The 20,946-nt window shown below is 67.5% G+C and carries 18 protein-coding genes; all 18 read right to left on the bottom strand.

The window, feature by feature from the left end:
* Positions 1-18 precede the first annotated feature (18 nt).
* The 18 genes from ROP_RS39975 to nrdH all read right to left on the bottom strand — a co-directional run bounded on the left by ROP_RS39975 (position 19) and on the right by nrdH (position 20,939).
* Positions 19-834: an ExeA family protein gene (locus tag ROP_RS39975; protein WP_012691856.1), complete on the bottom strand. Its 816-nt coding sequence runs from the start codon at positions 832-834 to the stop codon at positions 19-21.
* Positions 831-2,312 (bottom strand): DDE-type integrase/transposase/recombinase, encoded by a 1,482-nt coding sequence (locus ROP_RS39980; protein ID WP_012691857.1) that lies wholly within the window; start codon positions 2,310-2,312, stop codon positions 831-833. The genes ROP_RS39975 and ROP_RS39980 overlap by 4 nt, the downstream gene beginning before the upstream one ends.
* Positions 2,313-2,380: 68 nt before the next feature.
* Positions 2,381-3,022 (bottom strand): hypothetical protein, encoded by a 642-nt coding sequence (locus ROP_RS39985; protein WP_012691858.1) that lies wholly within the window; start codon positions 3,020-3,022, stop codon positions 2,381-2,383.
* Between the two features lie 173 nt (positions 3,023-3,195).
* Positions 3,196-3,399 carry a hypothetical protein gene (locus tag ROP_RS39990; protein WP_012691859.1) on the bottom strand — a complete coding sequence of 68 codons (204 nt, stop codon included), beginning with the start codon at positions 3,397-3,399 and terminating at the stop codon, positions 3,196-3,198.
* Positions 3,400-3,415: 16 nt separating this feature from the next.
* On the bottom strand, positions 3,416-3,763 hold the full coding sequence (locus tag ROP_RS39995; RefSeq protein ID WP_012691860.1) for a hypothetical protein: 348 nt from the start codon (positions 3,761-3,763) through the stop codon (positions 3,416-3,418).
* Between the two features lie 131 nt (positions 3,764-3,894).
* Positions 3,895-4,299, bottom strand: a complete 405-nt coding sequence (locus ROP_RS40000; protein WP_012691861.1) for a hypothetical protein — start codon at positions 4,297-4,299, stop codon at positions 3,895-3,897.
* Between the two features lie 28 nt (positions 4,300-4,327).
* A complete protein-coding gene (locus tag ROP_RS40005) occupies positions 4,328-4,543 on the bottom strand; it encodes a hypothetical protein (protein ID WP_012691862.1) in 216 nt (71 codons plus the stop codon).
* Positions 4,544-5,168: 625 nt separating this feature from the next.
* Positions 5,169-5,987 carry a CopG family transcriptional regulator gene (locus ROP_RS40010; RefSeq protein WP_043827551.1) on the bottom strand — a complete coding sequence of 273 codons (819 nt, stop codon included), beginning with the start codon at positions 5,985-5,987 and terminating at the stop codon, positions 5,169-5,171.
* Positions 5,988-6,851: 864 nt separating this feature from the next.
* The gene (locus ROP_RS40015; RefSeq protein WP_012691864.1) at positions 6,852-8,123 is read right to left on the bottom strand and encodes a hypothetical protein; all 1,272 of its coding nucleotides are present in this window, start codon (positions 8,121-8,123) and stop codon (positions 6,852-6,854) included.
* Between the two features lie 134 nt (positions 8,124-8,257).
* Positions 8,258-16,927 (bottom strand): helicase-related protein, encoded by an 8,670-nt coding sequence (locus tag ROP_RS40665; RefSeq protein WP_012691865.1) that lies wholly within the window; start codon positions 16,925-16,927, stop codon positions 8,258-8,260.
* Positions 16,928-17,097: 170 nt separating this feature from the next.
* Positions 17,098-17,724: a hypothetical protein gene (locus ROP_RS45165; RefSeq protein WP_012691866.1), complete on the bottom strand. Its 627-nt coding sequence runs from the start codon at positions 17,722-17,724 to the stop codon at positions 17,098-17,100.
* A gap of 197 nt (positions 17,725-17,921) precedes the next feature.
* Positions 17,922-18,284, bottom strand: coding sequence for a type II toxin-antitoxin system HicB family antitoxin (locus ROP_RS40030; protein WP_012691867.1), 363 nt, complete (start codon positions 18,282-18,284; stop codon positions 17,922-17,924).
* A gap of 388 nt (positions 18,285-18,672) precedes the next feature.
* Positions 18,673-19,296 carry an HNH endonuclease gene (locus ROP_RS40035; protein WP_012691868.1) on the bottom strand — a complete coding sequence of 208 codons (624 nt, stop codon included), beginning with the start codon at positions 19,294-19,296 and terminating at the stop codon, positions 18,673-18,675.
* An 87-nt stretch (positions 19,297-19,383) separates the two neighbouring features.
* Positions 19,384-19,557, bottom strand: coding sequence for a hypothetical protein (locus ROP_RS43360; RefSeq protein WP_012691869.1), 174 nt, complete (start codon positions 19,555-19,557; stop codon positions 19,384-19,386).
* Positions 19,558-19,627: 70 nt separating this feature from the next.
* A complete protein-coding gene (locus ROP_RS40040) occupies positions 19,628-19,819 on the bottom strand; it encodes a hypothetical protein (protein WP_012691870.1) in 192 nt (63 codons plus the stop codon).
* The gene (locus ROP_RS40045; protein WP_012691871.1) at positions 19,816-20,367 is read right to left on the bottom strand and encodes a DnaB-like helicase N-terminal domain-containing protein; all 552 of its coding nucleotides are present in this window, start codon (positions 20,365-20,367) and stop codon (positions 19,816-19,818) included. The genes ROP_RS40040 and ROP_RS40045 overlap by 4 nt, the downstream gene beginning before the upstream one ends.
* A 56-nt stretch (positions 20,368-20,423) precedes the next feature.
* Positions 20,424-20,687 carry a hypothetical protein gene (locus tag ROP_RS40050; RefSeq protein ID WP_012691872.1) on the bottom strand — a complete coding sequence of 88 codons (264 nt, stop codon included), beginning with the start codon at positions 20,685-20,687 and terminating at the stop codon, positions 20,424-20,426.
* Between the two features lie 24 nt (positions 20,688-20,711).
* A complete protein-coding gene (gene nrdH, locus ROP_RS40055; RefSeq protein ID WP_012691873.1) occupies positions 20,712-20,939 on the bottom strand; it encodes a glutaredoxin-like protein NrdH in 228 nt (75 codons plus the stop codon).
* Positions 20,940-20,946 lie beyond the last annotated feature (7 nt).

Raw genomic sequence — 20,946 nt, forward strand, 5'->3', positions numbered from 1 at the left:
GGCTGATGGGGATCGGGTTCAGTCCGCGGCGATCTCGCTGATGGCGATGCGGGCGGCCTTCTCGTCGACGATGGCGTGGTCGGCGGCGAAGGCAGCGGTGAGCGCGTGCAGTGCGAGGTTGTTCACGGCGCGGGGATGCCCGCGTGAGGCGTTGTGGATGAGCTCGGTCGCGTCGTCGGAGAACAGGGTGTCGTCGCGGCCGGCGATGCGACAGTGGTGGCGGATGTAGTCGGCGGTGTCGGCTGCGCTCATCCCGGCGATCGTGTAGCGCACGGCGATGCGCTGGTCCAGGGCGGCGAGCACGCCGAGTCGGAGCCGGTGCCGCAGGGTAGGTTGGCCGACCAGCACGACCGCGAAAGGGGATCCGGAGTCCATCTCGTGGTTCGTGAGCAGGCGAATCGCTTCGAGCTGGTGGTTGTCGAGCAGGTGAGATTCGTCGATCACGAGCACCGGATTACGTCCCCTCTCAGCGTGTTCGGTAGCGAGTGCTTCCGATGCCTGCGGGGCGAGGCTGGCGGTATGGAAGGCGGGGGTGTGCCCGAGCGCGGCGACGACGTGCCCCAGCATGCCGCGCACTCCGATGGTGGGGTTGGCCAGGTAGATGATCACGTGCCGGGAGGGGTCGAGGGCCGCGGCGGCGGCGCGGACGGCGACGGTCTTGCCGGCGCCGACCTCGCCGGTGATCACGCCGATCGCGCGTTGGTCGACGCACCAGGTGATGCGGGCGACTGCCTCGCCGTGGCCGGGGTGGCGGTGCAGCATTCCCGGTGCGAGGTCGCGCCCGAATGGCATTCGGGTGAAAGCCCAATGTGATTGCAGCCGTTGGATACTCATGCCGACACCTCGCCGTCGGTGGCGGGTGTGTGGTCGAGGACGACGACGGTGTCGTCGTCGAGGGAGAGGGCGGGGTTCTCGTCGGCGGCGTGGCCGTGGGTGGTGCTGTAGAGGGCGTGGTAGCCGATGCGCTCGTCGCGGCGCAGCTGCTCGTGGTGAGCGACCGCGGTCAAGGCGAGGTAGTCGATCCCGGTCTGCGCCGGCGACTGCGGCGCGGTCGTTTCCGGTTTCGCCTTGGGGTGCGCGTGCCGGGAGATGGTGTGCGGTGTGGCTGTCCCGAAGCTCTTGCCGCGGTAGCGAACCTCGAGGGTTTCCAGGTCGAACGGGGAGAACACCAACTCCACCTTCCGCCCGACCAGGGCGGGATCGACCTCGTAGACGTTGGCGTGCAGTGACACGGTCGCGGTCTTGGTGACGGTGCGGTGCTCCGACCACAAGAACGCCTCGGTGAGATCGGCGGCTGTCGGCATCGCCGGGGTGCGGCCGAGCCGGTCCCAGCCGTCCTGCCACCGTGCCAGCGGACTCTGCCCGGTCTCCGAGTGCACGCGGCGGTGGTACTCGGTCTCCACCCAGGCGGTGAACAGGCGGTTCATCTCCAGCAGCGCGGCCGCGTGGTCGACGCCGGCGGCGGCGAGGTCCTCGCTGCTGGTGTCGGTGACCTCGACGAGGAACTGCTCGCGCACGGTCCGGAAAAACCGCTCAATCTTGCCTCGGCCCTGAGGCCGACCGGGGGTCGAGTGCACCAGCCGCACACCGAGTTTCGCGCAGGCACGCAGCAGCCACGCGTCGACGAACGCGGAACCGTTGTCCACGTAAATCGCCCGGGGAACACCGCGCGCGGCCAGGGCAGGTTTCAGTGCCGCGGCGAGCCGGACCGTGTCTTCGGCGAACCCGAACCGATAGCCCGGCAGCAACCGGGAGTGATCGTCGACGAACGCGAACAGGTAGGTCTTGCGGTCTCCGATCCGCGGGCCGTGCAGGGCGTCACCGCACCACAACTCGTTCGGGTCGGCGGCCTCGAACCGCCCGAACACCGCCGGCGCCTCGCCCGCGCCGGGACCCATCAGGTCCACCCGGTGGAAATGCCGCAGCAGCGTCGATTCCGACGGCGCCCACCCGGTCGCGGTGCGCAGAATCCGTGCCACCTGCGCGACGGTGCGGGTGGGGTTCTCCCGCTTGAGCGAGGCCGCCAACTCCAGCACCTGCGTGTCGGTGCGCGCGGCCAGCCGACGTGGTTCGGGCACCAGCGCCTCGAAGCCGCCGCGGCGGTAGCGGCGGATCCAGCGGTCCAGCGTTTCCCGCGAGATCCGCACCTGATTGCCGAACGGGTCGGCATGCGGTTCGGCGGCGATCTCGCGCACCAGCTTGCCGCGTTGCTTGGTCGACAACCCCTCGTCCAGGGCCGGGCAGATCAGCCGATACCGGAACAACCCGATCGCCTGCGCCCGCTCACGGCGCTTGTGCTCATCCAACGACATCTTCTCGGTTTCCCCTCTCGATGAAGACCCGCCGGCACAGGTGTTGCCGGCGGGTGCCTTCGTGAGGATCACCGATCATCGCCGCCCGCGTCAGGGGCGACTGGTGTTGCGTCCGGCCTCGGCGCCGCCGAGGGCCACCCCGGGGCGAGGAGGCGACCACCGCTGGCCGCGACCGCCACCCGCACCGGCGTCACCGCGCCGACGAACCCGGCCGGACCGAACCGAGATCGCACCGCCGCGGCCGCGGTCTCCACCGCACTCAGCACATCCCGCCACCGGCAGCCGGTGGTATCGGGAATCGTCACGTCCACCCCGGCGACCACCGCGACACCGAGAAACCACGACCGCACCTCCTCCAACCGCTCCGCCATCCGGCGCAGCCAACCCCGCACCGTCGTCGCCGGCACACCCACGACCGCGGCGACCCGACGATGCCCGCCGCCCTCCGCGCGCACGGTCAACGCCGCCCAGATCAGTTCCGCCGCATACGCCCTGCGCAGCAGCACAGCTACCGGCAACAACACATGGGTCACCGAACACGCCCGGCACCGCGCTCGCCGCGGCCGCAGCCGATCACCGAGCCCGACGATCCGGCGAGCGCGGGCATACCCCCAACCGCCGAGCACACCGTCCCCGCACGAGGGGCACCCGATCGTCCCGGCCGCGAGTCGGGACTCGACGTGGACAGGATCAGCCTCTACCGTCACCATCAGTGCCTCCAGCACTACAGTGCGGCACCCCGCTGGCCCGCCAAGACTTCGCGGGGTGCCGCGCACCCGTCAGTTCCTCGTCACACTGACGATGCACACGAAGCAGATCAACCCCTGCGATCACCGCGATTCTCCATCGGCACCCTCAGTGGAGAACGGGCATGCCGTGGTCGTCACCCACAGAGACGGTCAACAATCTGCCACCCGGTGGCGAAGCCGTCGTTGAAGGTGTCGAGTTCGGCGGCCATGTAGCCGAACTCGATGCCTGCACGTTCGGCGAGCACGTGCAGCGGTTCGTCGTCGCTCTCACCGCACGACGCGAGCACACCGGCGGTGAATCCCTGCTCGCGGATGATGCGGACCGCGTCCTCGGTCATCTCGATCTCCTGGTTGTCAGCGGAAGGTGATGGATTCGCGCGTCGGGTAGACCCGTACGAATCCGGCGGCGGCGACGGCGTATGCGACTTCGCCGTAGAACAGGACGTCGCCCTTGCTCAGCGATCGGTGACGCTCGGCCCGGTACCGGCGGACCACTTCGAGTCCGACAAGCTGGGGGCCGGGTTCGTTGAACACCTCGAAGACCTCCTCGAGGTTCACCTCCAGGTCGCGGCGCGGATCCATCTCGAACCGAATCACCTCGCGCAGTGGGTCGCCGTCGGTGTAGCCGATGAGCATTGCGTCCCGTGCTTCGTTGTGCAGCACTCGCATCGGCACACTCGGCGCTCCCGGTGTCACGTTCATCTGGGGTTCCCTTCGGTGGTGATGGGACCGGAACTTTCCGGTCCCGGTCGTGTGTGTGGTGTCCGTCGTGGCGGTGGGAACCGGGCAGATAGTTGCTGCCCGGTTCCCACCGACGTTTCGGATCGGAGTGCTTACGCCGCCTGGGCGGGGCGAGCGCTGCGGCTGGCGATCAGTGCCTCCGCGACCGGACCGAGGATCGGTTCCGGGTTTTCGTCCCATCCGGCGACCAGAACGGCGCGGCCGCGAATCGGGTGGTCGGTGACCGGGCCGTACCGGTGAACGATCGCGGTGGCTAGCTGGTTGATCGGGACGGCGGGGACATGCTGGTGGTTCGCCCCGACGAGCAGGCTCGCCGTGCCCTGGTGGGGGCCGCGTCCGAGGACGAACCCGGTCGTGCCGACGTCACCGACGGCGTCGAGGGCCGCGCCGATACCGGCCGGGATCCGCAGGCTCGCCCACAACGGGTCGACCGGGAGGTCCTGGGCGGTCATGGTGCCGTCGATCTCGATCACGACGGCGGAAAAGGTGGTGCGCATGGTGTCTCCTTCTGAAGGTTGGATGTGGTCAGAGGCCGAAGTCGGCCGGGACCAGCCGGATCTCGGCCGCTTGGATGTACGGGTCGTCGGGGACAAGGCCGAAGACCATGCCCACCAGCTCGGCGCGCATGTCCGTGTCCAGGTCGTCGAAGTCGGGGTCTTCCTCGACCCGCAGGTCGGCGTAGATCGCGCGCGCGACGTTGATGGGGTCGATGACCGTGTCGAGGACGATGGTGGTGCTCACACAGAACCTCCGATGCTCAGCCGGGCCACCTGCGCGGCCCGATCATTTTTTGTGCCCTTCTGGCAAAGGAGAGGTCCGCCGGTATGAGGTGGCCGGAGTGCAACTGTCGAGCCGAAAAATCTTGGGGGAGCGAAGCGGAGGAAAGAATTTTCGGAGCCCTTGGGCCGCCGTCAGGCGTCGGCGGTTGCGCGCAGGTCACCGCCGGCGAGACTCGGAAGGCCAGAAGGGAACAACAACGGCGCCCTTCACTGGGCGGAGCGCAGCGGAGCTCGAATCAGGGGGACACCGCAGGTGGCCTCGCCCGGGACGAAGGACCGCGGCCGCCAGACCGACGGCTTCCTGCACACTCCGGCTGGCTTCGGTGGTCATCCACAGAGCCGCCGGTTATCCACAGACCTAGTTGTGGTCGGGACGCGTTTTGTTGTTCACTCCCCGCCATGAATACGAGTCCAGGAGTCCGAGCCATCGCCAGCTTCGTTGTCGCTGGGGGAGTTTTCCTTACGGCCCTTGCGGCAGGTTGCAAGAATCGTGATGCGGCGCACTACGCATTCTGGGGCCTCATGTTGACGGCGGCGTTCGCCTAATTGCCCAGACTCGCAGCGGCGGATAATGGCAGCCGGTGAAGTCAGTCGGGCTGCGTGTGGCGGCGAGCATGCCGGGCCAGAAGGTGCTTCTTGTTCTTCTCGCTGCGGAAGATCTCGCGAGTCACGGCTTGGTCGATCATTCCGGGCTCGTCGAGCACGCGCTTCGCGGCGAGGCGCATCAACTCGGCGCGATCAGATCCGACCCGTGCGGCCAGCGCGTCGAGCTTGTCACGGAGGGCATCGTCGAAGTGCACATTCGCCCTGGCCGGATAGATCTCGGGTCTGAGATCCCGCAACGGCGCAATGGCCTCCAGGTCTCTAGTGAGGTCACCGGGCTCGTCCAACAGGCGCCGAAGGACGACCCGCAGCAGCGCAGTGTTGAGCTTGTCCCCGTATCGTCCGGCGAGCCTCCAGACTTGCTGCTTGCTGGACGGGAGAACCATCACGTCGACCCAGTCGGACAGCCCTGCCCGCTCGGCCTCACGGAGCAGTGGATGCTTGTAGCGACCAGGCGCTTCCAGGAAACGATGCAGCGCAATCCGCATGAGGGCACTGACCGTGGTGTCGTGCTCGACGGCCAACTCCGCGAACTCCAGCGCAGTGGCAGGCTCCACTTTGATTTTCAGCATGACCAGCGGGATCGCCCGCAGCGCTTCCGAGATCCTCCGCTGTTCCGAGAGACCACGACCGACAGCCTTGGGCTGATTAACAAGTCGCCGGCACGCAACACGGACCAGCGCCCCAAATCGACGGGGGCCGATTCCCTCGGCCATCTCCTCGAGTCTGCGTTTGGTCTCCGGGTCGAAGCGAAGCGCGATGGGATCGCCCACAGGGATCCGCCCAGGCTTCAACTCAGTCATTCCTCGATCTTCTCGTCCGCACCCGCAACCCTCTTCGTGTGGGTTCGCTGATGGCTCGGCGGTGACGATCATTCGGGAAAGATGCGAAGCCGCTGACACGCTCGGTGCAGGCGGCTTCTCATGTGCATGGCGTGCCGCGTGGCATACGCAACACCACCACACGCGTGCCGGTGGCGCTCATTGCGTGGTGTCGCCAGGTCGCATGCCACGCCCAACTTCGCCCGGCAACGTGTCCCGGTCGAGTACTGCTGGGCGCCCGCGATCACGGCGCGCAGCAGTACTCGGCGTACCTCCATGCCTCCTTTGCCGGTGTTGCGGCTCGGCTGGCGCCTACGAACGCGGCGGCAGCCGAGCCGCCCTACTCTTGTCGCAAGCCTCCGACCTGCGACGATAACCCTGGCGAATCGATCTCAAGTGCAAGTACGATCTCTTCCTGAGGTTACAAAAGTAGGAAAGTGTGATACTTTAATTGAGGAGTTAGGTACCCCAGCTGTAGAAGCCTGGGGAAACCCAACTCGCCGATAATTAAATATCGACCAGGTTTGCAAACATCTGTTCAAGCAGCCATCGGACGAGTGCTCCAGCCAGAAGCTTTCCGATAACGCTAGAGACGCGCTTAGAGCGCGGCTGATCAGGCGTCATGCCTCCCACCTCCTCTCTTTGTAGTTGTTGGTGGAACCGGTCACACAGATATCCGACACCAGACGAGATGGTGTCGGATAGAGGCGTGTCCGGGTACATCCTATCAGATCGCTTGACCTGGGCTTTTGTTCACCCCGATGTACCAATCCCGCCGCCGGAGACCGGGTTTCCCCGGTCCGTCTCCGGGTTCCCTGGCGGCCCTGCGAGTCCCAAGGCCCGTGGTCAGTTCCTGTCGAAGAACGTCTCCGCTTCCCGACGAATCTGTGCGAGCCGCTTCGAGACTGCGCTGTGGCTGGCGTACCCCAGCATCTCGGCGATCTCGCTCTTGCTCGTCACGCCGCTGTTGAGGAGCACTACGATCTGCCTGTTACGGGCATCGAGCAGCGCGAGGAAGTCGTTGGTGACGACGTTGCCCACGATCTCGCTCTCCGGTCCTTGGACCGGGATGGTGTCGGTCAACTCGACGAACGTCACCTTGATCTTTCGCCGCTTGCCGTGCAGCTTTCGTTCGAAGTCTTCTCTCGCGTACGACCAGTGGCTGGAGAAGTCGTCCTCGATCCGGTGAGAGCGGACAGCGTCGAGGATGCCGCGTAGCTGACCGATTCGGTCCGCGGCCTCCACCGTCTCGACCAGGGCTTCACGGGCGTCGTCCTCACCGAACCAGACGGGCCCGCCCTTCCGGGGGTTGCCGGCCACCGCCGCCTCGAGCACGCTGCCATCCTCGAGAGTGACCGGCCCGGCGGTCTTGCCCTTGTCGACCTCATCGAAGTCACGCAGTCGGTCCTGAATGACCGCCGTGACCGCCGGCACCCAGAAATCGAGATTGTGGGTCAGCAGCCGTACCGGGTCGTCGTCCGAGAACGCCTTCATCTTCGATCCCGACTCCAGGTGGGGCCACACTGTCCATGCCCACGCCCGGGTGAGCCGGGCAGCGAAGTCGGCTGGCAGGAAGTCATCGACACCCGCATTGTCAGCCATGAATGGCCACTGTCCGCGACGCAGCGTCGGCAACCCGAACATATCCAGGACGCGCTTCGGCAGCAGGTGCATTAACGGTGCGTACTCGAAGTATCGCGACCGTGTGCGAGGCACGAGAGTGACGTTGACGTCCCCGAGCTCCGCCAGCTTAGCCAACTGGTCCGGAAGATCGTCCACGTCGAAGAACCGGCGCCGGAACTGGGCCGACTCCCAAAGCATGTTCCACTTCCCGACCGCCAGCTCGAACTCCGGACCCGCGTTGTGGGGCATCGACAACGCCACATACTCCGGCGGCGACGGTTCCAATGGGCGGACCATGCCGCCGAACATGAACCCGGCCGAGAGGTTGTACAAGGACGGGAACTCGTCCGGGGTCGCGTCCTCCTCGGGGAGAAACACCGCATCGCGGCGCCACTCCAAGATCTCTGCCGCAGTGGGCTCGCGCTCCTCCTCACTCATCGGGTCCCCCGTCATCTGTGCCACTGCCCGGTTCGTCTGCTCGTTTGTCATCGTCATACCTACATCACGACGGTCCTCCCTGATTCCGTTCCGAGAGCTCCGTCACATAGTTCTTCCGTCCGGCTGCTATATCGAGGGAGTCCGGCGGGCACGACTAACAGGTCCTCTACTGGTCGTGCCCGCAAGCGGGTCTACCTTTCCCGACCTGTATCGCGGCTGCGGTCGGCTCGCAGGCCGGGTGGGATCCGCTCGATCGTGGCGGTGTTCGTTGCGGCGGCCGTGGTTGCGTGGGCGGGGTAGTCGGAGTGGACCAGGCGAATGACCTCGGCCAGCTCTTTGTCGGCTACTGTTTCGGCGGCGGCCGCAGGCTGGGTGCCGTTGGCGCGCACCTCGGTCAGCGCAGCTTGGTCTCGTTCCCACACCACCACCGGTGGAACTGCGGCTTCCGCGAGGGCCGTCCCGATGGCCTTCTCTGCGGCGGAGATCGCGGCGTCCCGGTTGGGGAAGGTGCCGCTGTCGAGGGTTTCCCTGTCGTTGTGGGCGGACCAGTACCAGTCGCGGCCGGTCCACTTCACCACGGCGCCGGGATCGCCGGTGTCACGATCGAATCCGGCGGTGAGCTCGGAGCCGATCTCGTCGGTGCGCTGCCACCGCGGTGGTTGCGGGTTCGCCGCCCGCTCGGCCTTGCGTTCGGCATGCTCGCGGGCCGCCGCCACCATCCGGGCAGGGGTGGCTTCCCGCAGTTCATCCTCGGTCATGCCCTGGTCTTCGGCGTGCCCGCGGGTGGGGTTGAGGTCGCGGGTCCACCCGCGGTACATGCCGGCGGCCGCCAATCGTTCCTTGGTCGCCTCCTTCTCGGCGAGCGCCTCGGGGGAGTTCTCCCGGGCGGCGAGGTCGGCCCGCATTTCGTTGTAGGTGTGTGTGAGGCGGGTGATCTCGTCGGTCTTGGCGAACGGGACCCCGAGCTTGTCGGCGAGCTGCTCGGTCTGGGTGACCATGTAGTCGCGGTCCTTGACGTGCAGGTCCATCGCGGCGGGCAGGTCGGCGGCCATGTTGGTCAGCCGGGTCACCATGCCGGATCCGCCGTCGGCGCTGCCGAGTGCCAGGTCGACGACCTCGGCGTCGACGGTGCGGACGATGCCACCGGTGAGGCGGAATGCGTACCCGCCGACCGGGAGCCGGCCCATCGAGATTTCGGCTCCGGCGATCTCGGCCACCAGATGCTGGCCATCGGGTTGACGTTCGAGGTCGCGGACGATGTGCGCCAGCCGGGTTTGCACCGCCTTGCGTACCTCCGCCGGTTCGGCGAACGAGACCGCACGCCCGCCCACGGTGAGGGTCCGCTGTTTGCGGGGCAGTTCACCCCAGGCGGTGAGGGCGTCGGCGACCTCGCGGCCTTCGGCGATCTCCTTGGTCAGGATCGGCAATCGGGTGCGGTTGTCGTGCAGTTGCCACTTGATTCGCTCCTGGTCGGAGCGGTGGGCGCGGGCTTCGGCGTTGAGTTTGCGGAGTCGGGTTTCGAGTTCGACGACCTCGATGTAGCGGGGATCGCCGGTCGCGGCGGCCTTGGTCGCGGCCATCGACGAGGTCATGTCGTCGCTGCCGATGTCTTCGGCCTCGGAGAAGTCGATCGCCCCGCGGCGGAGCTGCTCGATGTAGGCGGACTTCTTCTCCACGGTCTGCCACTTGGTGGTGTCGTAGGAGCGTTCCCCGACGATGTTGATGATCTCGACGGTCTTGTTCTGGTTGCCCTGCCGGATGATCCGGCCCTCGCGTTGTTCGAGGTCCGCGGGCCGCCAGGGGCAGTCGACGTGGTAGAGCGCGGTCGCGCGTTTCTGCACGTTCATGCCGGTGCCCATCGTCTCCGACGAGCCGATGAGCACTTTCACCTCGCCGCGTCGGCAGGCGGCGAACAACTCCCGCTTGTCCTTCGGCTTGGGGTAGTCCTGGATGAACTGGACCGCGCCGGGGGACATGCCGCGGGCGACCAGGTCGGCGCGGATGATGTCGTAGACGGTGTCGTCGCGGCCGGTCTTGGGGGTGCCGCGGTCGAGGAACACGATCTGCAGACCGCCGGTGCGTGGTTCCGGGTTGCCGGCCTCGTCGTAGTAGACGGTATCGGCGGTGCGTTGCTCGACCTCCCAGAGCTTGTTCACCAGCAGGTCGACCCGGCCTTCGCCCGCTGGTGGTGCGTCGAGCCCGCCGAGGCGGGGGTCGAGGGTGACGTTGGCGCCGTCGCTGCCGATCTTGAGTGGGTTGTCGATGTGCGCGGTCTTGCCGGTGTACATCTGCATCCGCTCGTCCAGGTCGATCATGAAGTCTCGGACCTGTTGCGGCATTTCGAAGGTCAGGTTCTGGCGGCCGCCTCCTGCGATCTCGGGAAGGGTCGCGGGGACCTGCTCGCGGATGACGACGTCGGTGAACTGGGCGTTCATCGCCATCAGGGCGGGCAGGTTGACGAACTTGCCGATCCTCGACACCGACCGCAGTTCGGAGCCGGTGACGTTCATTTCCACCGATTGGCGCATCGCGGCGAAGTTCGCCGCCCAGGCGTCGATGTTCTCCATGCCGCCGGCCTCGAGCAGGTCCGGGCGCAGGTACTTCGTCATCACCCACAGCTCAGACATGCTGTTGGCGACCGGGGTGCCGGTGGCGAAGGTGACGACCTTCTCCGGAACGGGTTTGCGGCCCTCGACGGCGGCGCGCTGGCGGTACTTACGCCGCAGGTAGGACAGTTTCATGTCCAGGTCGGTGGCCCGGCTCGATCCTTCCCGCAGCGCCAGGTCGGCGTTGTTGGACTGGCGGGAGAGGTTCTTCCACATGTGCGCTTCGTCGAGAAACAGGTAGTCACAGCCGGTTTGCTCGAAGGAGAACCCGACGTCCTTGGAGTCGGCGTTGACCTTCTTCTCGAGCTTGTCCTGCCACCGCTTCTTGGCCTTCTCGATCTCCTTGATCGTGTTCTGCCCGGTAGCGGATTCCCGGGCCTCCTCGAGCTTGGTGATCTCGTCGGCGATGTAGGCCGCCTGGGTGTCGACCGAGCACTGCATCTTGGTGAAGGCCGGCTCGGGGACGATCACCAGATCCCAGTCCTGGGACGCCGATTGCGCCATGAACAGTTGCCGGTCGGCGCGGGATTTGAAGTCGTCCCCGACCAGCACCCGGGCACCGGGGTAGGCGTCGGCGACCTCGCGGCCCCACTGGTCGATGAGGTGGTTCGGGACCACCACCCAGGGCTGTTTGATCTGCCCGAGGCGGCGCATCTCCATCGCGCACATCGTGATCGACCAGGTCTTGCCGGTTCCGACGGTGTGGTCGAGGAGCACCGACGGTTCGTTGATCTGCCGCACCGCGACGGCCGCCTGGTGCGGATGGGGTGCGATCCGCAGTCCGGGGAAGGTGCGGCCCTGCCCGTTGTAGGCGGGGTCGACGAAGGAGTTGAACCGGTCGTTGAACACTCGGGTCAGCTCGGCGGTGCGGGCCGGGTCGTTGAACAGCCAGTCCCCGAACGCCGTTTCGAGCATCTCGGCCCGCTGTTGGAGTTCCTCGGTGAGCTCTTCGTGGAACCGCGGCTTGGGGGAGTGTTCGAGTTCGGCCTCGGTCTTCAGCACCCGGATGGGCTGGTTGTTGGCGATCTTCTCCAGCAACGACAACCCGTCGACGCCGCGCCGGTCCCCGGCGGTTTCGTACGGCAGCCCGTAGGGGTCGGTGTACTGGTCGCCGGCGATCGTGAAGTCCCAGGACGCGGTGATGGGGGAGTACTCGACCGCGATGCGGGTGTCCGGGTGCACCGAGAACGCTTCCCGGATGAACTGCGCGTACATCGGGGTCGGCACCCAGTTCGCACCGGGGCGGACAGTGATGTTGGTCGGATCCAGATCCGCCGGGATCACCTGCCGCAGTGCATCGACCGCGCCGGCGTAGAGCTGCGGGTCCTGCCTGGCGGCGGCTTCGGTGGCCGCCAACTTCTCCCGCACGTTTCCGGACAGGAACCTCGGGGCCGGGATCAGCTCGGTCGGGTCTTCCGGGTCGGGGAAGACCAGCCCCGCGAGTTGGTCCCGGGCGGCGTCGATGTCGATGCCCACCAGCCCGGAGATCCGGTCCAGGTCGACCTGCCCGGTCTCGTCCAAGCTGACTGCCAGCGCTTCGGCGACGTCCTGGGCGGACTGGGCTCGCTGCGGCGGGGTGATGACGTCCTCGGTGAAGATCTTCGACTTCCGCGCCTGCTGGGTGTCCTCGTCGAAAATCTCGATGCTGCGGACCAGCTGGATCGCCGGGTCGTAGCGGATGGCACCCTCGAGGTGCCGCATCTTCTTCCACGGCGGGTTCGGCTCGGATGCCTCCGCCAGCAACCGGGCGGCGACGTCCTCAGGGAGTGCCCCGGTGACCGGGCCAGTCTCGTCGCCGTTGTTGGCCCGCCACTTCTTCTCCAGGTCGGCGAAGCGTTTGTCGATGACCTTCTGCGTCGGAGGGCCAGGAGTGACCCAGGTGAACCGGCCCAGCGGCCCGTACTTGCGCGCATACCCGTCGTACTGGCGGTTCAGCTGCGCCCGCAGCCGGTTCTTGATGTCCTCGTCGCCGCCGGTGCGCTGGGCGTCGACCAGGTCGGTGACCGTGCCGGCCATGGCGAGCATGGACTTCCACTGGGCGGTGCGGGCCTTGTCGATCTTCGACGGCACCGGCATCCACCGGCCGCCGAGGGAAAGCTGCTCGAACATCTCGATCTCGTCGTTGAACCGCACCGATCCCGGAACCTCGGTGATCGCGGCTTCTTCCGCAGTGACCAGCCCGGCCCGATCGAGCATCGGGTCGGCCGCCGGCTCCTCGGCATCCTGCCCCAATCCCGCCCTCTTCGCGGTGTCGACGATCGCGGTCAGCCGGTCACGGACCTGGGTGGCCAACGGGCGGGACGGGTCGGCGGTCACCTTCAAGGTGGCCGCCGAGTACATCCCCGACCCGACCCCGAGTTCACCGAGCACGTTCTCCGGGTGGGCCAGGAAGTAGTCGTTGACCTGGATCTCACCGTCGGCCAGCTCAGCCTTCGAGGTGGTGATCCACTGCTCGGTCGCCGCTGCCTGTGCGCGGCCGGCCTCGCGGCGCCGGAAGATCAGCAGGTCGGTGACCACATCGGTACCGGCCTGCCGGTCGAATGCCTTGGTCGGCAACCGCAGTGCGCCAACCAGGTCGCCGAGCTCGGCGATCTCCTCGCGGGCCTTGGTCCGCTGGGCGTCGGAGGTGAAAGCGCTGGTGATGACCGCGACGTAACCACCGGTTTCGGTCAGCGCCAGGGACTTACGGAGGAAATAGTTGTGAATGGTCAGCCCGGACGGGTTATGCAGCGGGTCGCCGACCGCGAAGTTGCCGAACGGGACATTGCCGATCACCGCAGTGAAGGCGCCCTCGTCGGGGGAGAACTTCTCGAATCCGTGACCCCGGACCTGGTGCCCCGGATACAGGTGGTGCGCGATCCGGGCGGTCATCGGGTCCAGCTCCACCCCCACCATCCGGGTGCCCTTCGGGGCGTGACCGATGAAGTTGCCGGCCCCACAGCCCGGTTCGAGGACCCGCCCGCCCGTGAACCCGGCTCTGCCCAGCGCAGACCACATCTCGGCCGCGATCGCCGGATCGGTGTAATGGGCGTTGAGAGTGGAGGCGCGGGCGGCGTCGATCTCCGGCGGGGTCAGCACGGCGGAGAGGTCGCTGCGGAGCTCGTCCCACTCCGGTTTGCGCTTGTCGAAGATGTCCGGGACCGCACCCCACCCGGACCAGGCGGCGAGGATCCGCTGTTCGGCCGGGGTCGCTGCCCGGTGTTCGTCGCCGAGCTGGTGCACCAGGCGGATCGCGTCGATGTTCGCCCGGGCGCGGGCCTTTGCCCCGGACGGAGCCAATACCTCGGCGCCGAGGACGAAGTTCGCGGCCGCCGCGTCCGGCTGATCCGGGACCGGCTGGACGGCGAGCGGCGCAGTTTCGGCTGCGGGTTCGTTCTCGGGGTCCCGGACGACGTGGTTTCGGGTGTCGCGCTCACCGGTGATGCTCGCGGTGACCTCGGTCGCCGCAACCGACTCGGCGCTCCGTCCGGTGCGGGCGGTGGCGATCGCCTCGGCCAGGGTTGCCGTGATGACCGGTTCGGCGTCACCGCGGCTGACCTGCCAGTCCTTGGTGCGCCACCGATAGTTGACCTGCGCCCGGTCCTGGCCAGGTTCGCCGACAAGGTATTCCGAGTCCCGCAACGCCTCGAGATCGGCCGGTCCGGTCGCCGCGGTGAACAGGTCGTCGGGCTCACGGGCGCTGGTGTGCAGGGTGTCGAACGCCTGATGGGCGATGTCCAGGCGCAACAGCTCCGAGGTGTCGAGTCCGTGGGCGCGGCAGGCCGCCGCCAGGTCGCGGTGGTCGCGCTCGAACTCGGTGAGGACGCGTCCGCGCAGCTCCCGGCAACCCTGCGAGGTCAAGAACCCGGTCCGGTTCAGGCTCGGGTGCAGCGACGTCGCGGCCGCGGCGAACACCTCGTCCTCGCTCAGTGCCCGCCCGGTGATCTCGGCGAACCGGCCCCGGGCCTGTTCGGCAGTAAGGCCTTCCCGGATCGGGCCCGCGCTGGTGCCGCGGCCGCCCACCGTGGCGCGGCGCACCGCCGGCAGGTGATGCCCGCCCCACAACTCTCGGCTGTTACCGCCGTCGGTGGTGACCTCCCACACGGGGGTGCCAGTGTGCAGGGTGAACCGGTGCACCTGGGTGCGGGGACGGCCCGTCGCCACGAAGGTGTTGATGTCGCGGGCGAGCCAGTCGGTGGCCTTGTCGCGGTAGGTGTCCCCGAGTGCGCCCAGGAGCGGGCCCCGGACCTCGGCGGTGAGCCACTGGTGACCGCCGTGGTCGTCGATCACCGCTGCGAGGTCCGGGCGGCCGGTGAGGCGGTCGGCGAGATCTGCTGCGGCGGCCTCGAGGACGACGCTGGTCCGTTTGCTCACCAGGGTGCTCGCCGCCAGGGCCACCACCAGCGGGTCCTGACGTAGCTCGCCCTGGGCCCAGTCCCGCCATTTCTCGACGTCGGCGGCGCGGTCGTCGATGCTCCCGGCCGCCTGCCAAGCGCGCAGGCTGGCGTCCGGGATCAGAACCCGGGCGCCGGCAGCCGCCTGCTCGGCCTCGGCCACGACGGCGTCCTCGGCGCCGTCGAGCATCAGTGCGGTGTGCACGCGCTGGGCATCGAGCCAGGCGTGGATCTTCTCCCGGTCCGGGATCTCGTCGCCGGCCTCCACAGCAGCCTTAGGCGCGTCCACCGCGGTGGCCGGGATCTCGGCTGCCACGTCAGCCTCGACGGTCGATGCGGTCTCCGGTGCAGGTGCGGCCAGCTCGGGGGAGGTCTTGACTGCCGCGTGGACCGTGTCGAGGGTGGTGGCGATGTTGTCGTGCAGCCAGTGCGCCGCCGCCTGGTACTGCGGGTCGGCGGAGTCGACAGACAGCAGCCAGTCGCTGACGGTGTGGTTGAGCAGCCGATGGCGGCCGACGCTGAGGTAGTCCTCGGGTCGTCGCCGCAACACCTGCAGGCGGGGGTGGGTGACCATCTCGGCCTGGAGATCGGCGAGGACCTCGTCCTCGCGTTCGCGCGCCCACTCGGTCCGGGCGCCGTTCCAGCCGCGGTTCCAGTCGGAGAAGATCTGCTCAGTACGTGGGTCACCGACCGGAACGCCGTCGAGCGCGGCGCGGACTCGCGGGTCCGCCGCCGGAATGGAGGCTCCGCCACCGGGACCGTGTTCGGTCCAGGCGTCGCGGCCGATCTGCCGCCAGTCCACTGGGTCGGTGCGGTGGCTGTTGGCGTGCACCCGGGTCAGGGTGTCCTCGGCCAGTTGCTGCCGCTCAGTTTCGGTTTCAGGGCCGGCGGCGGTGACGGTGTCGATCGCCTGCTGCACCGGCAGTGCGGCGGTGAACTGCTCGGCACGGCCGGTCGCGGCCTCGGCAACGGCCGGGTCGGCCTCGAGGGCGGTGACCGCGGCGTCGGCGGCCGTGCGGTCGCGATTGTGCTGCGCCCAGATGCGAGCGGGCAACTGGGCGGCGGCAGCCTGCCAATGCGCCGGGTCGTCGAGAGCGGCGCGGGCGACGGCCGCGATCTGCGGGTCCTCGCTCACCACCTGCTCGACCAGACCGGCTTGCACCTCGTCGTGGGCGCGGCGCATGGCCCAGGAAGTGAACTGCTCAAAGGTGTTCGACTGCGCTCCGGCGGCCAGGTTGAGGTCCTCGTCGGCCATCACCTGCCCGGTGATCTCGTCGAGCAACGCGGTGACGTCCTCGGCGGGGGCGGTGGGTTCGCGCTGGGCGGTGAATTCGGCAACGAGCTCCCGCAGCGGCCGCCGACCTGCGAGGTTCTCCGTCTCCGGTGTCGGAGTGGGTGTTTGCGGTGGTCGGTGTTCCCGGTCCGCCTTCTGGGCCGCGAGCTGGTCGCGGATCAGTGCAGAGCGCTCACGTGCCTGCCCCGGCGACAGCGGCGGTCCGGTGTGCTCGGCGTGCTCGTCCTGCGCCCGTTGCGTTTCCGCTTCGGCCAGGATGCGGGCGATCTCCGGATCGGAGGCGTCGGCGACCTTCCCTGACCGGGCGCGCAGCATCTTGATCTGCTCGTCGGCGCGACCGATCGTCAGGTCGTCGGGCAGCCGCACCGGCAACCCACGCCTACGCCGCAAGGTGCGCAGATACGACTGCTGGCGGTCGGTCGCGGGCCGATCCCGCCAGGTCCGGCGCGGCGGCCGCGCCCGGCTGACCGCGGCGACATCCACCCCGTCGACGTCGTAGCCGGCATCGGTGCACACCTGCCGGGCACGCTCGGCCGCGTCGCGGGCCTCGTGGGCATCGGCCGAAACCCGTTCGACCCGGGCCGCCATCCGGTCCGCGGTCGTGGTCAGGTCCTCGATCAGCTCCGGATCGGTGCCCAGCAGCGTCGCCTCGGCGACCTGGGCCTGGACCTGTTTGGTGGCCTCGCGCAGGGTCCGGACCTTCTGCCGCAGCGCGTCGGCGTCCCGCTGGGCGCGGGCGTAGGCGATGAGCTCCGGGGCTACACCACTCGGTTCCCCGCGGCCTTCGATGCCTTGATCTGCTCGTCGATCATCTGCGCCAGCTCGTCGGCCAGCGGGTCCGCTGCCGTCAGCGGTGTCGTCTCGTTGTCCTCCATCTTCTGCGCGATCAGCGCCGCCGCGTACCCCTGGAACGCGTCCGGTTCGCTCGGCCACACCCGGTCGACCACCTGCCACGCCAACGGCGGGATCTCTACCATCGACGTCCGCCACCGATCCGGGTCGCGGGCCTGGCGCTTCGCCGCGATCTCCGCCTCGATCCGCTGCTCGATCTTCAGCTCCCGGGCGATCTGCTCCTCGCTGATCTCCGGCACCTGCGAGTACAGCTCCTCGGTCAGCACTGCCTCCCGGCTGTCGTGCTCGGCCTGGGCGATAAGCTGATGGGTCGTCATCACGTCCGGATCCTGCCCCGGATGCTCTGCCTTCCAATTCCGCACCAGATACCCCTGGCCGCCCCCGACTCGCTGCAACACCAGCTCCGAGAGCCTCGCTGCCTCCTCGTCGAACTGCGCCGTCAACTGTGTCTCCGTCGCGCCCGGGTCCACGCCCAGATGCTCCCGCCAGATCCGCTCCACTTCCGCGCGAATCGTCGGATCGAACTCCGCCATCGTCGTTTCCTCCCTGGATGATGTGTTCGCTGCGTTCGCTCAACCGTCTGGCCCCTCTCATGCGCTGCCACGCGAAGCGTGACCTTCCCGTGCGCCCATTCGTTGGACACAAAGCACATGAAGCCTATGACGGATTTCGCGAAAGTGCTTGCAGCGCAAAGTTGTTAAAGTTCTACAACTTCGCCTGCGGCCTTCCCTCAGGCGGCTCCGGCGGCCGCCGACCGAGGCGCCGCCGGAGCCGTGATCTTTTGGTTGACCAGCATGTTGAGCGAGACACCCTGTTCCTCGGCTTCGATCGCCAAGGTCCGGTGCACCTGCGGGGAAGTGCGCACCATGAACTTGCCGCTGTAGGGACGGTCCGCGATCGGGACCGGTGGTTGCTCGCCGGTCAGCGTCATGTCCTCGAGCACTTCACGGACGACGCCGATGACACCGTCGAGTGCCTCGGCCTGCGTTTCCGCCAGCCAGGACAACGACGGGAATTCGGCGACGGCCCCGACGAACTCGCCGTCGTCTTCCGACCAGGTCACCCGATAGGTGTAGTGCGATGCGTCAGCCATTGTCAGCCTCCTTCGTGAGCTTGTCGTATGCGATGACGACTTGGCCGACCTGGTAGGGCTTCGCCTTGCCGCCGCTGCCTTTCTTCGATGTTCACTCGTGGGTCGCCCGCCCACGGCATCTTGAACACCGCGTGCGAGGTGCCGCGCTGCCGCGGTTCCCCGAATATGTCGCAGCAGAAGTTGAGCAGCTCGGTATACGTCACGCTCTGTGGACTCGCCCTCATCCTCGCGATCAGCTTTGCCTGCTTCGACATACCAGAATGGTATCACCGGCGATACTATCGAGATAGGCGTTGAGGGCTGCGAGAGAGAGGTCGCGTCCCTTCGACGTCGGCCATCGAACGGAAAATCTGCTGGTCAGACGAATCATCGAGCGGTGCCGCCGCTGTTACCCGCGCCGGAAGAGCGATCGGATGGCGGCGATGAGCCGCTCGGTCGCGGTGCGCGGTGGTGGGGGAGTGTCGATGCGCCGCGCCATGTCCGCGGCGGCGAATTCTTGTTGTCGCCGCTCCTCGTAGGAGACGACCTGGCCGGTGAACGGGGACCGTCGCGGGAAGTGGTCGGCCGGGTCCACCTTCTCGTTGGTGATGACCTTGTGGTGCAGGCGGGCCCGGGCGAGATCGGGATCGAAACCGCTGGCCCACTGCGCATCGTTGTTGCAGAACAGGTGGGTGAGGCGGCAGTTCGCCCGTGTGTGGGGGCCTTCCCGGTCGATGTGGTCGATCGACAGGGCTTCCGGGCCTTGCGGCGCGTCGAGGTCCACGGGCTCGAGGCAGAGTTGGCATATCCCGCCGTCACGGGCGTAGATGTCCATGGAGGTGAAGCGCTCGGTGATGGCGTTGCCGTCGACGTCGACCGGTTGGATGAAGCTGGCCCGGCGGAGGCGGTGATCTGGGAACCGCTGCTGACGTCGTTGCGTCCGATTATCGCGTTTCACCTCGGCGAGGAATGCGGCCGTTTCCTCGGCGCTCATCATCCTGATCTCGCCGAATTCGACGTCCCACCAGTTCATACGGGGCACAGTAGCGAGGCGTACCGACAGCTCACATCGATCGTATTTCCGCAGATCCGGTCTCTTGGATCGATGGTTACTCAACGCTCATCGGCGCGTGTCCCGCCGGTCCTCCTCGCCGCCGTCGTTGGTATCAGTGATGGTCTGCAGTGCAAGCGCGCGAACGAAAGTCTCGAGAATGCCGGTTTCCGCATGGTTGAGGGCGACGGGCGCTCCATCGGGACGGACGGTCTGATGCGTTCGGTGGATGTCGGTGGTCATCGATGCAGTCCTGGGAAGTAGTCGGTGGACATGGGCCTGCTGGCTACGGCCAGTGTGCGTTGAGGGTCGGTCAGAAGAGAGCGCCTTGGTTCTCGCTCGCGGCCGCGTCGGTGCGCTGCTGGTAGGCGGAGGCGAACGCGCGGGCCGCGGATTCGGTGCAGCCGATCTCCCGGCCCACCTGCGTCCAGCTGAGCCCAGCTTCGTGGAGGTTCCACGCGTCACGTTCGTCGTCTGTGTGTATGCCGTTGGCGTGGATGGTCACTGGCCTTCTCCTCTGAGGTGGTTGAGACGGTTGGTGGCGGCTCGCTGCTGGCGACCGAGCGCGATCATGTGCTCGAAGAGCTGGTCTTCGGGCAGCTGCTCGGCGGCCTGAGCGAGGGACTGGGCGGCGGCGCGGAAGCTGCGCCGGTACGCCTGGCTGACAACGGTGCGGGTGTAGTGGTCGACAGCGATGTGATCGGCTCCGCGGGTGGTGATGTTTGCCAGGTAGCGGGACCGTTCGGAGCCGTGGTGGCCGGCGAGGTTTCCGGTGCGTTCGAGTTCGGCGGCGACCATCGTGGTGTCGTGGGGTTTTCCGGCGCGCACGAGTCGGGCGATGACGGTGAACAGTTCGCGGTGGATAGGTCGTTCGAAATCTTCGGCCTCGAGGGCGGCGACAGCTCGGGCCGCAGCCTCACTGGGTGCCCACAAGAGAGCGCACAGGCAGAGGGCCTCGACATCGGTATGGGTGTTGGTGTCGATGTCGCCGACCTGAATCTGGTCGGTGTCGACGGCGGTGTCATCCGGGACGAGCGCGAGGGCGGCGGTCATTGGGCGGTCCTTTCGTGGTGGCATGTTCGGCTGGCCGGGGTCGGTGAGCCGGGCTGTCATTCGTAGAGCCGGGTGGTGCCTGGAAGGAGCTGGTGGCATTGGTTCCACACCTTGCCCTTGACCCTGGCCACGACGACGTGGCCGGGATCTCCGGGTCCAATTCGGCAGGAAGTGCCCTCAGGTGCGGTTTCCCAACTGCGGTCGTATCGAGCAGGCTGTGCCACGGTCTCGGCACTGCCGACCACGAGGAGAAGGCCGGCCACCCCGCCGAGTGCGGCGATGGACAATCGGCGCAGCGTTGGCGCGGAGATGTACGACATGGCGACCTTCTCGGTTGCAGGGACTCAGGCAGCTACGAGGGCTTTGATGCGGTCAGGGCGGAAGCCGCCCCAATGCTGGTCACCGGCGATGACGACCGGGGCCTGGCTGTAGCCGAGCGCCCGCAGAGCGTTCACGGCGTGAGGGTCGCCCTCCAGATCGATCACGGAGTACTCGATCCCCTCTTTGTCGAGGGCCCGGTGAGTGGCAGTGCATTGCACGCATGAGCTTTTGCTGTACACCTGAACCGACATTTTAGAT

It is taken from the genome of Rhodococcus opacus B4, assembly GCF_000010805.1.
GTDB classification, from domain to species: Bacteria; Actinomycetota; Actinomycetes; order Mycobacteriales; family Mycobacteriaceae; genus Rhodococcus_F; species Rhodococcus_F opacus_C.

Bases quoted from the DNA above. Each gene is read 5' to 3' on its own strand.
- ROP_RS39975 (WP_012691856.1), bottom strand. From the start codon at position 834: ATGAGTATCCAACGGCTGCAATCACATTGGGCTTTCACCCGAATGCCA.
- ROP_RS39980 (WP_012691857.1), bottom strand. From the start codon at position 2,312: ATGTCGTTGGATGAGCACAAGCGCCGTGAGCGGGCGCAGGCGATCGGG.
- ROP_RS39985 (WP_012691858.1), bottom strand. From the start codon at position 3,022: ATGGTGACGGTAGAGGCTGATCCTGTCCACGTCGAGTCCCGACTCGCG.
- ROP_RS39990 (WP_012691859.1), bottom strand. From the start codon at position 3,399: ATGACCGAGGACGCGGTCCGCATCATCCGCGAGCAGGGATTCACCGCC.
- ROP_RS39995 (WP_012691860.1), bottom strand. From the start codon at position 3,763: ATGAACGTGACACCGGGAGCGCCGAGTGTGCCGATGCGAGTGCTGCAC.
- ROP_RS40000 (WP_012691861.1), bottom strand. From the start codon at position 4,299: ATGCGCACCACCTTTTCCGCCGTCGTGATCGAGATCGACGGCACCATG.
- ROP_RS40010 (WP_043827551.1), bottom strand. From the start codon at position 5,987: ATGACTGAGTTGAAGCCTGGGCGGATCCCTGTGGGCGATCCCATCGCG.
- ROP_RS40015 (WP_012691864.1), bottom strand. From the start codon at position 8,123: ATGACGATGACAAACGAGCAGACGAACCGGGCAGTGGCACAGATGACG.
- ROP_RS40665 (WP_012691865.1), bottom strand. From the start codon at position 16,927: ATGGCGGCCCGGGTCGAACGGGTTTCGGCCGATGCCCACGAGGCCCGC.
- ROP_RS45165 (WP_012691866.1), bottom strand. From the start codon at position 17,724: ATGGCGGAGTTCGATCCGACGATTCGCGCGGAAGTGGAGCGGATCTGG.
- ROP_RS40030 (WP_012691867.1), bottom strand. From the start codon at position 18,284: ATGGCTGACGCATCGCACTACACCTATCGGGTGACCTGGTCGGAAGAC.
- ROP_RS40035 (WP_012691868.1), bottom strand. From the start codon at position 19,296: ATGAACTGGTGGGACGTCGAATTCGGCGAGATCAGGATGATGAGCGCC.
- ROP_RS43360 (WP_012691869.1), bottom strand. From the start codon at position 19,557: ATGACCACCGACATCCACCGAACGCATCAGACCGTCCGTCCCGATGGA.
- ROP_RS40045 (WP_012691871.1), bottom strand. From the start codon at position 20,367: ATGACCGCCGCCCTCGCGCTCGTCCCGGATGACACCGCCGTCGACACC.
- ROP_RS40050 (WP_012691872.1), bottom strand. From the start codon at position 20,687: ATGTCGTACATCTCCGCGCCAACGCTGCGCCGATTGTCCATCGCCGCA.
- nrdH (WP_012691873.1), bottom strand. From the start codon at position 20,939: ATGTCGGTTCAGGTGTACAGCAAAAGCTCATGCGTGCAATGCACTGCC.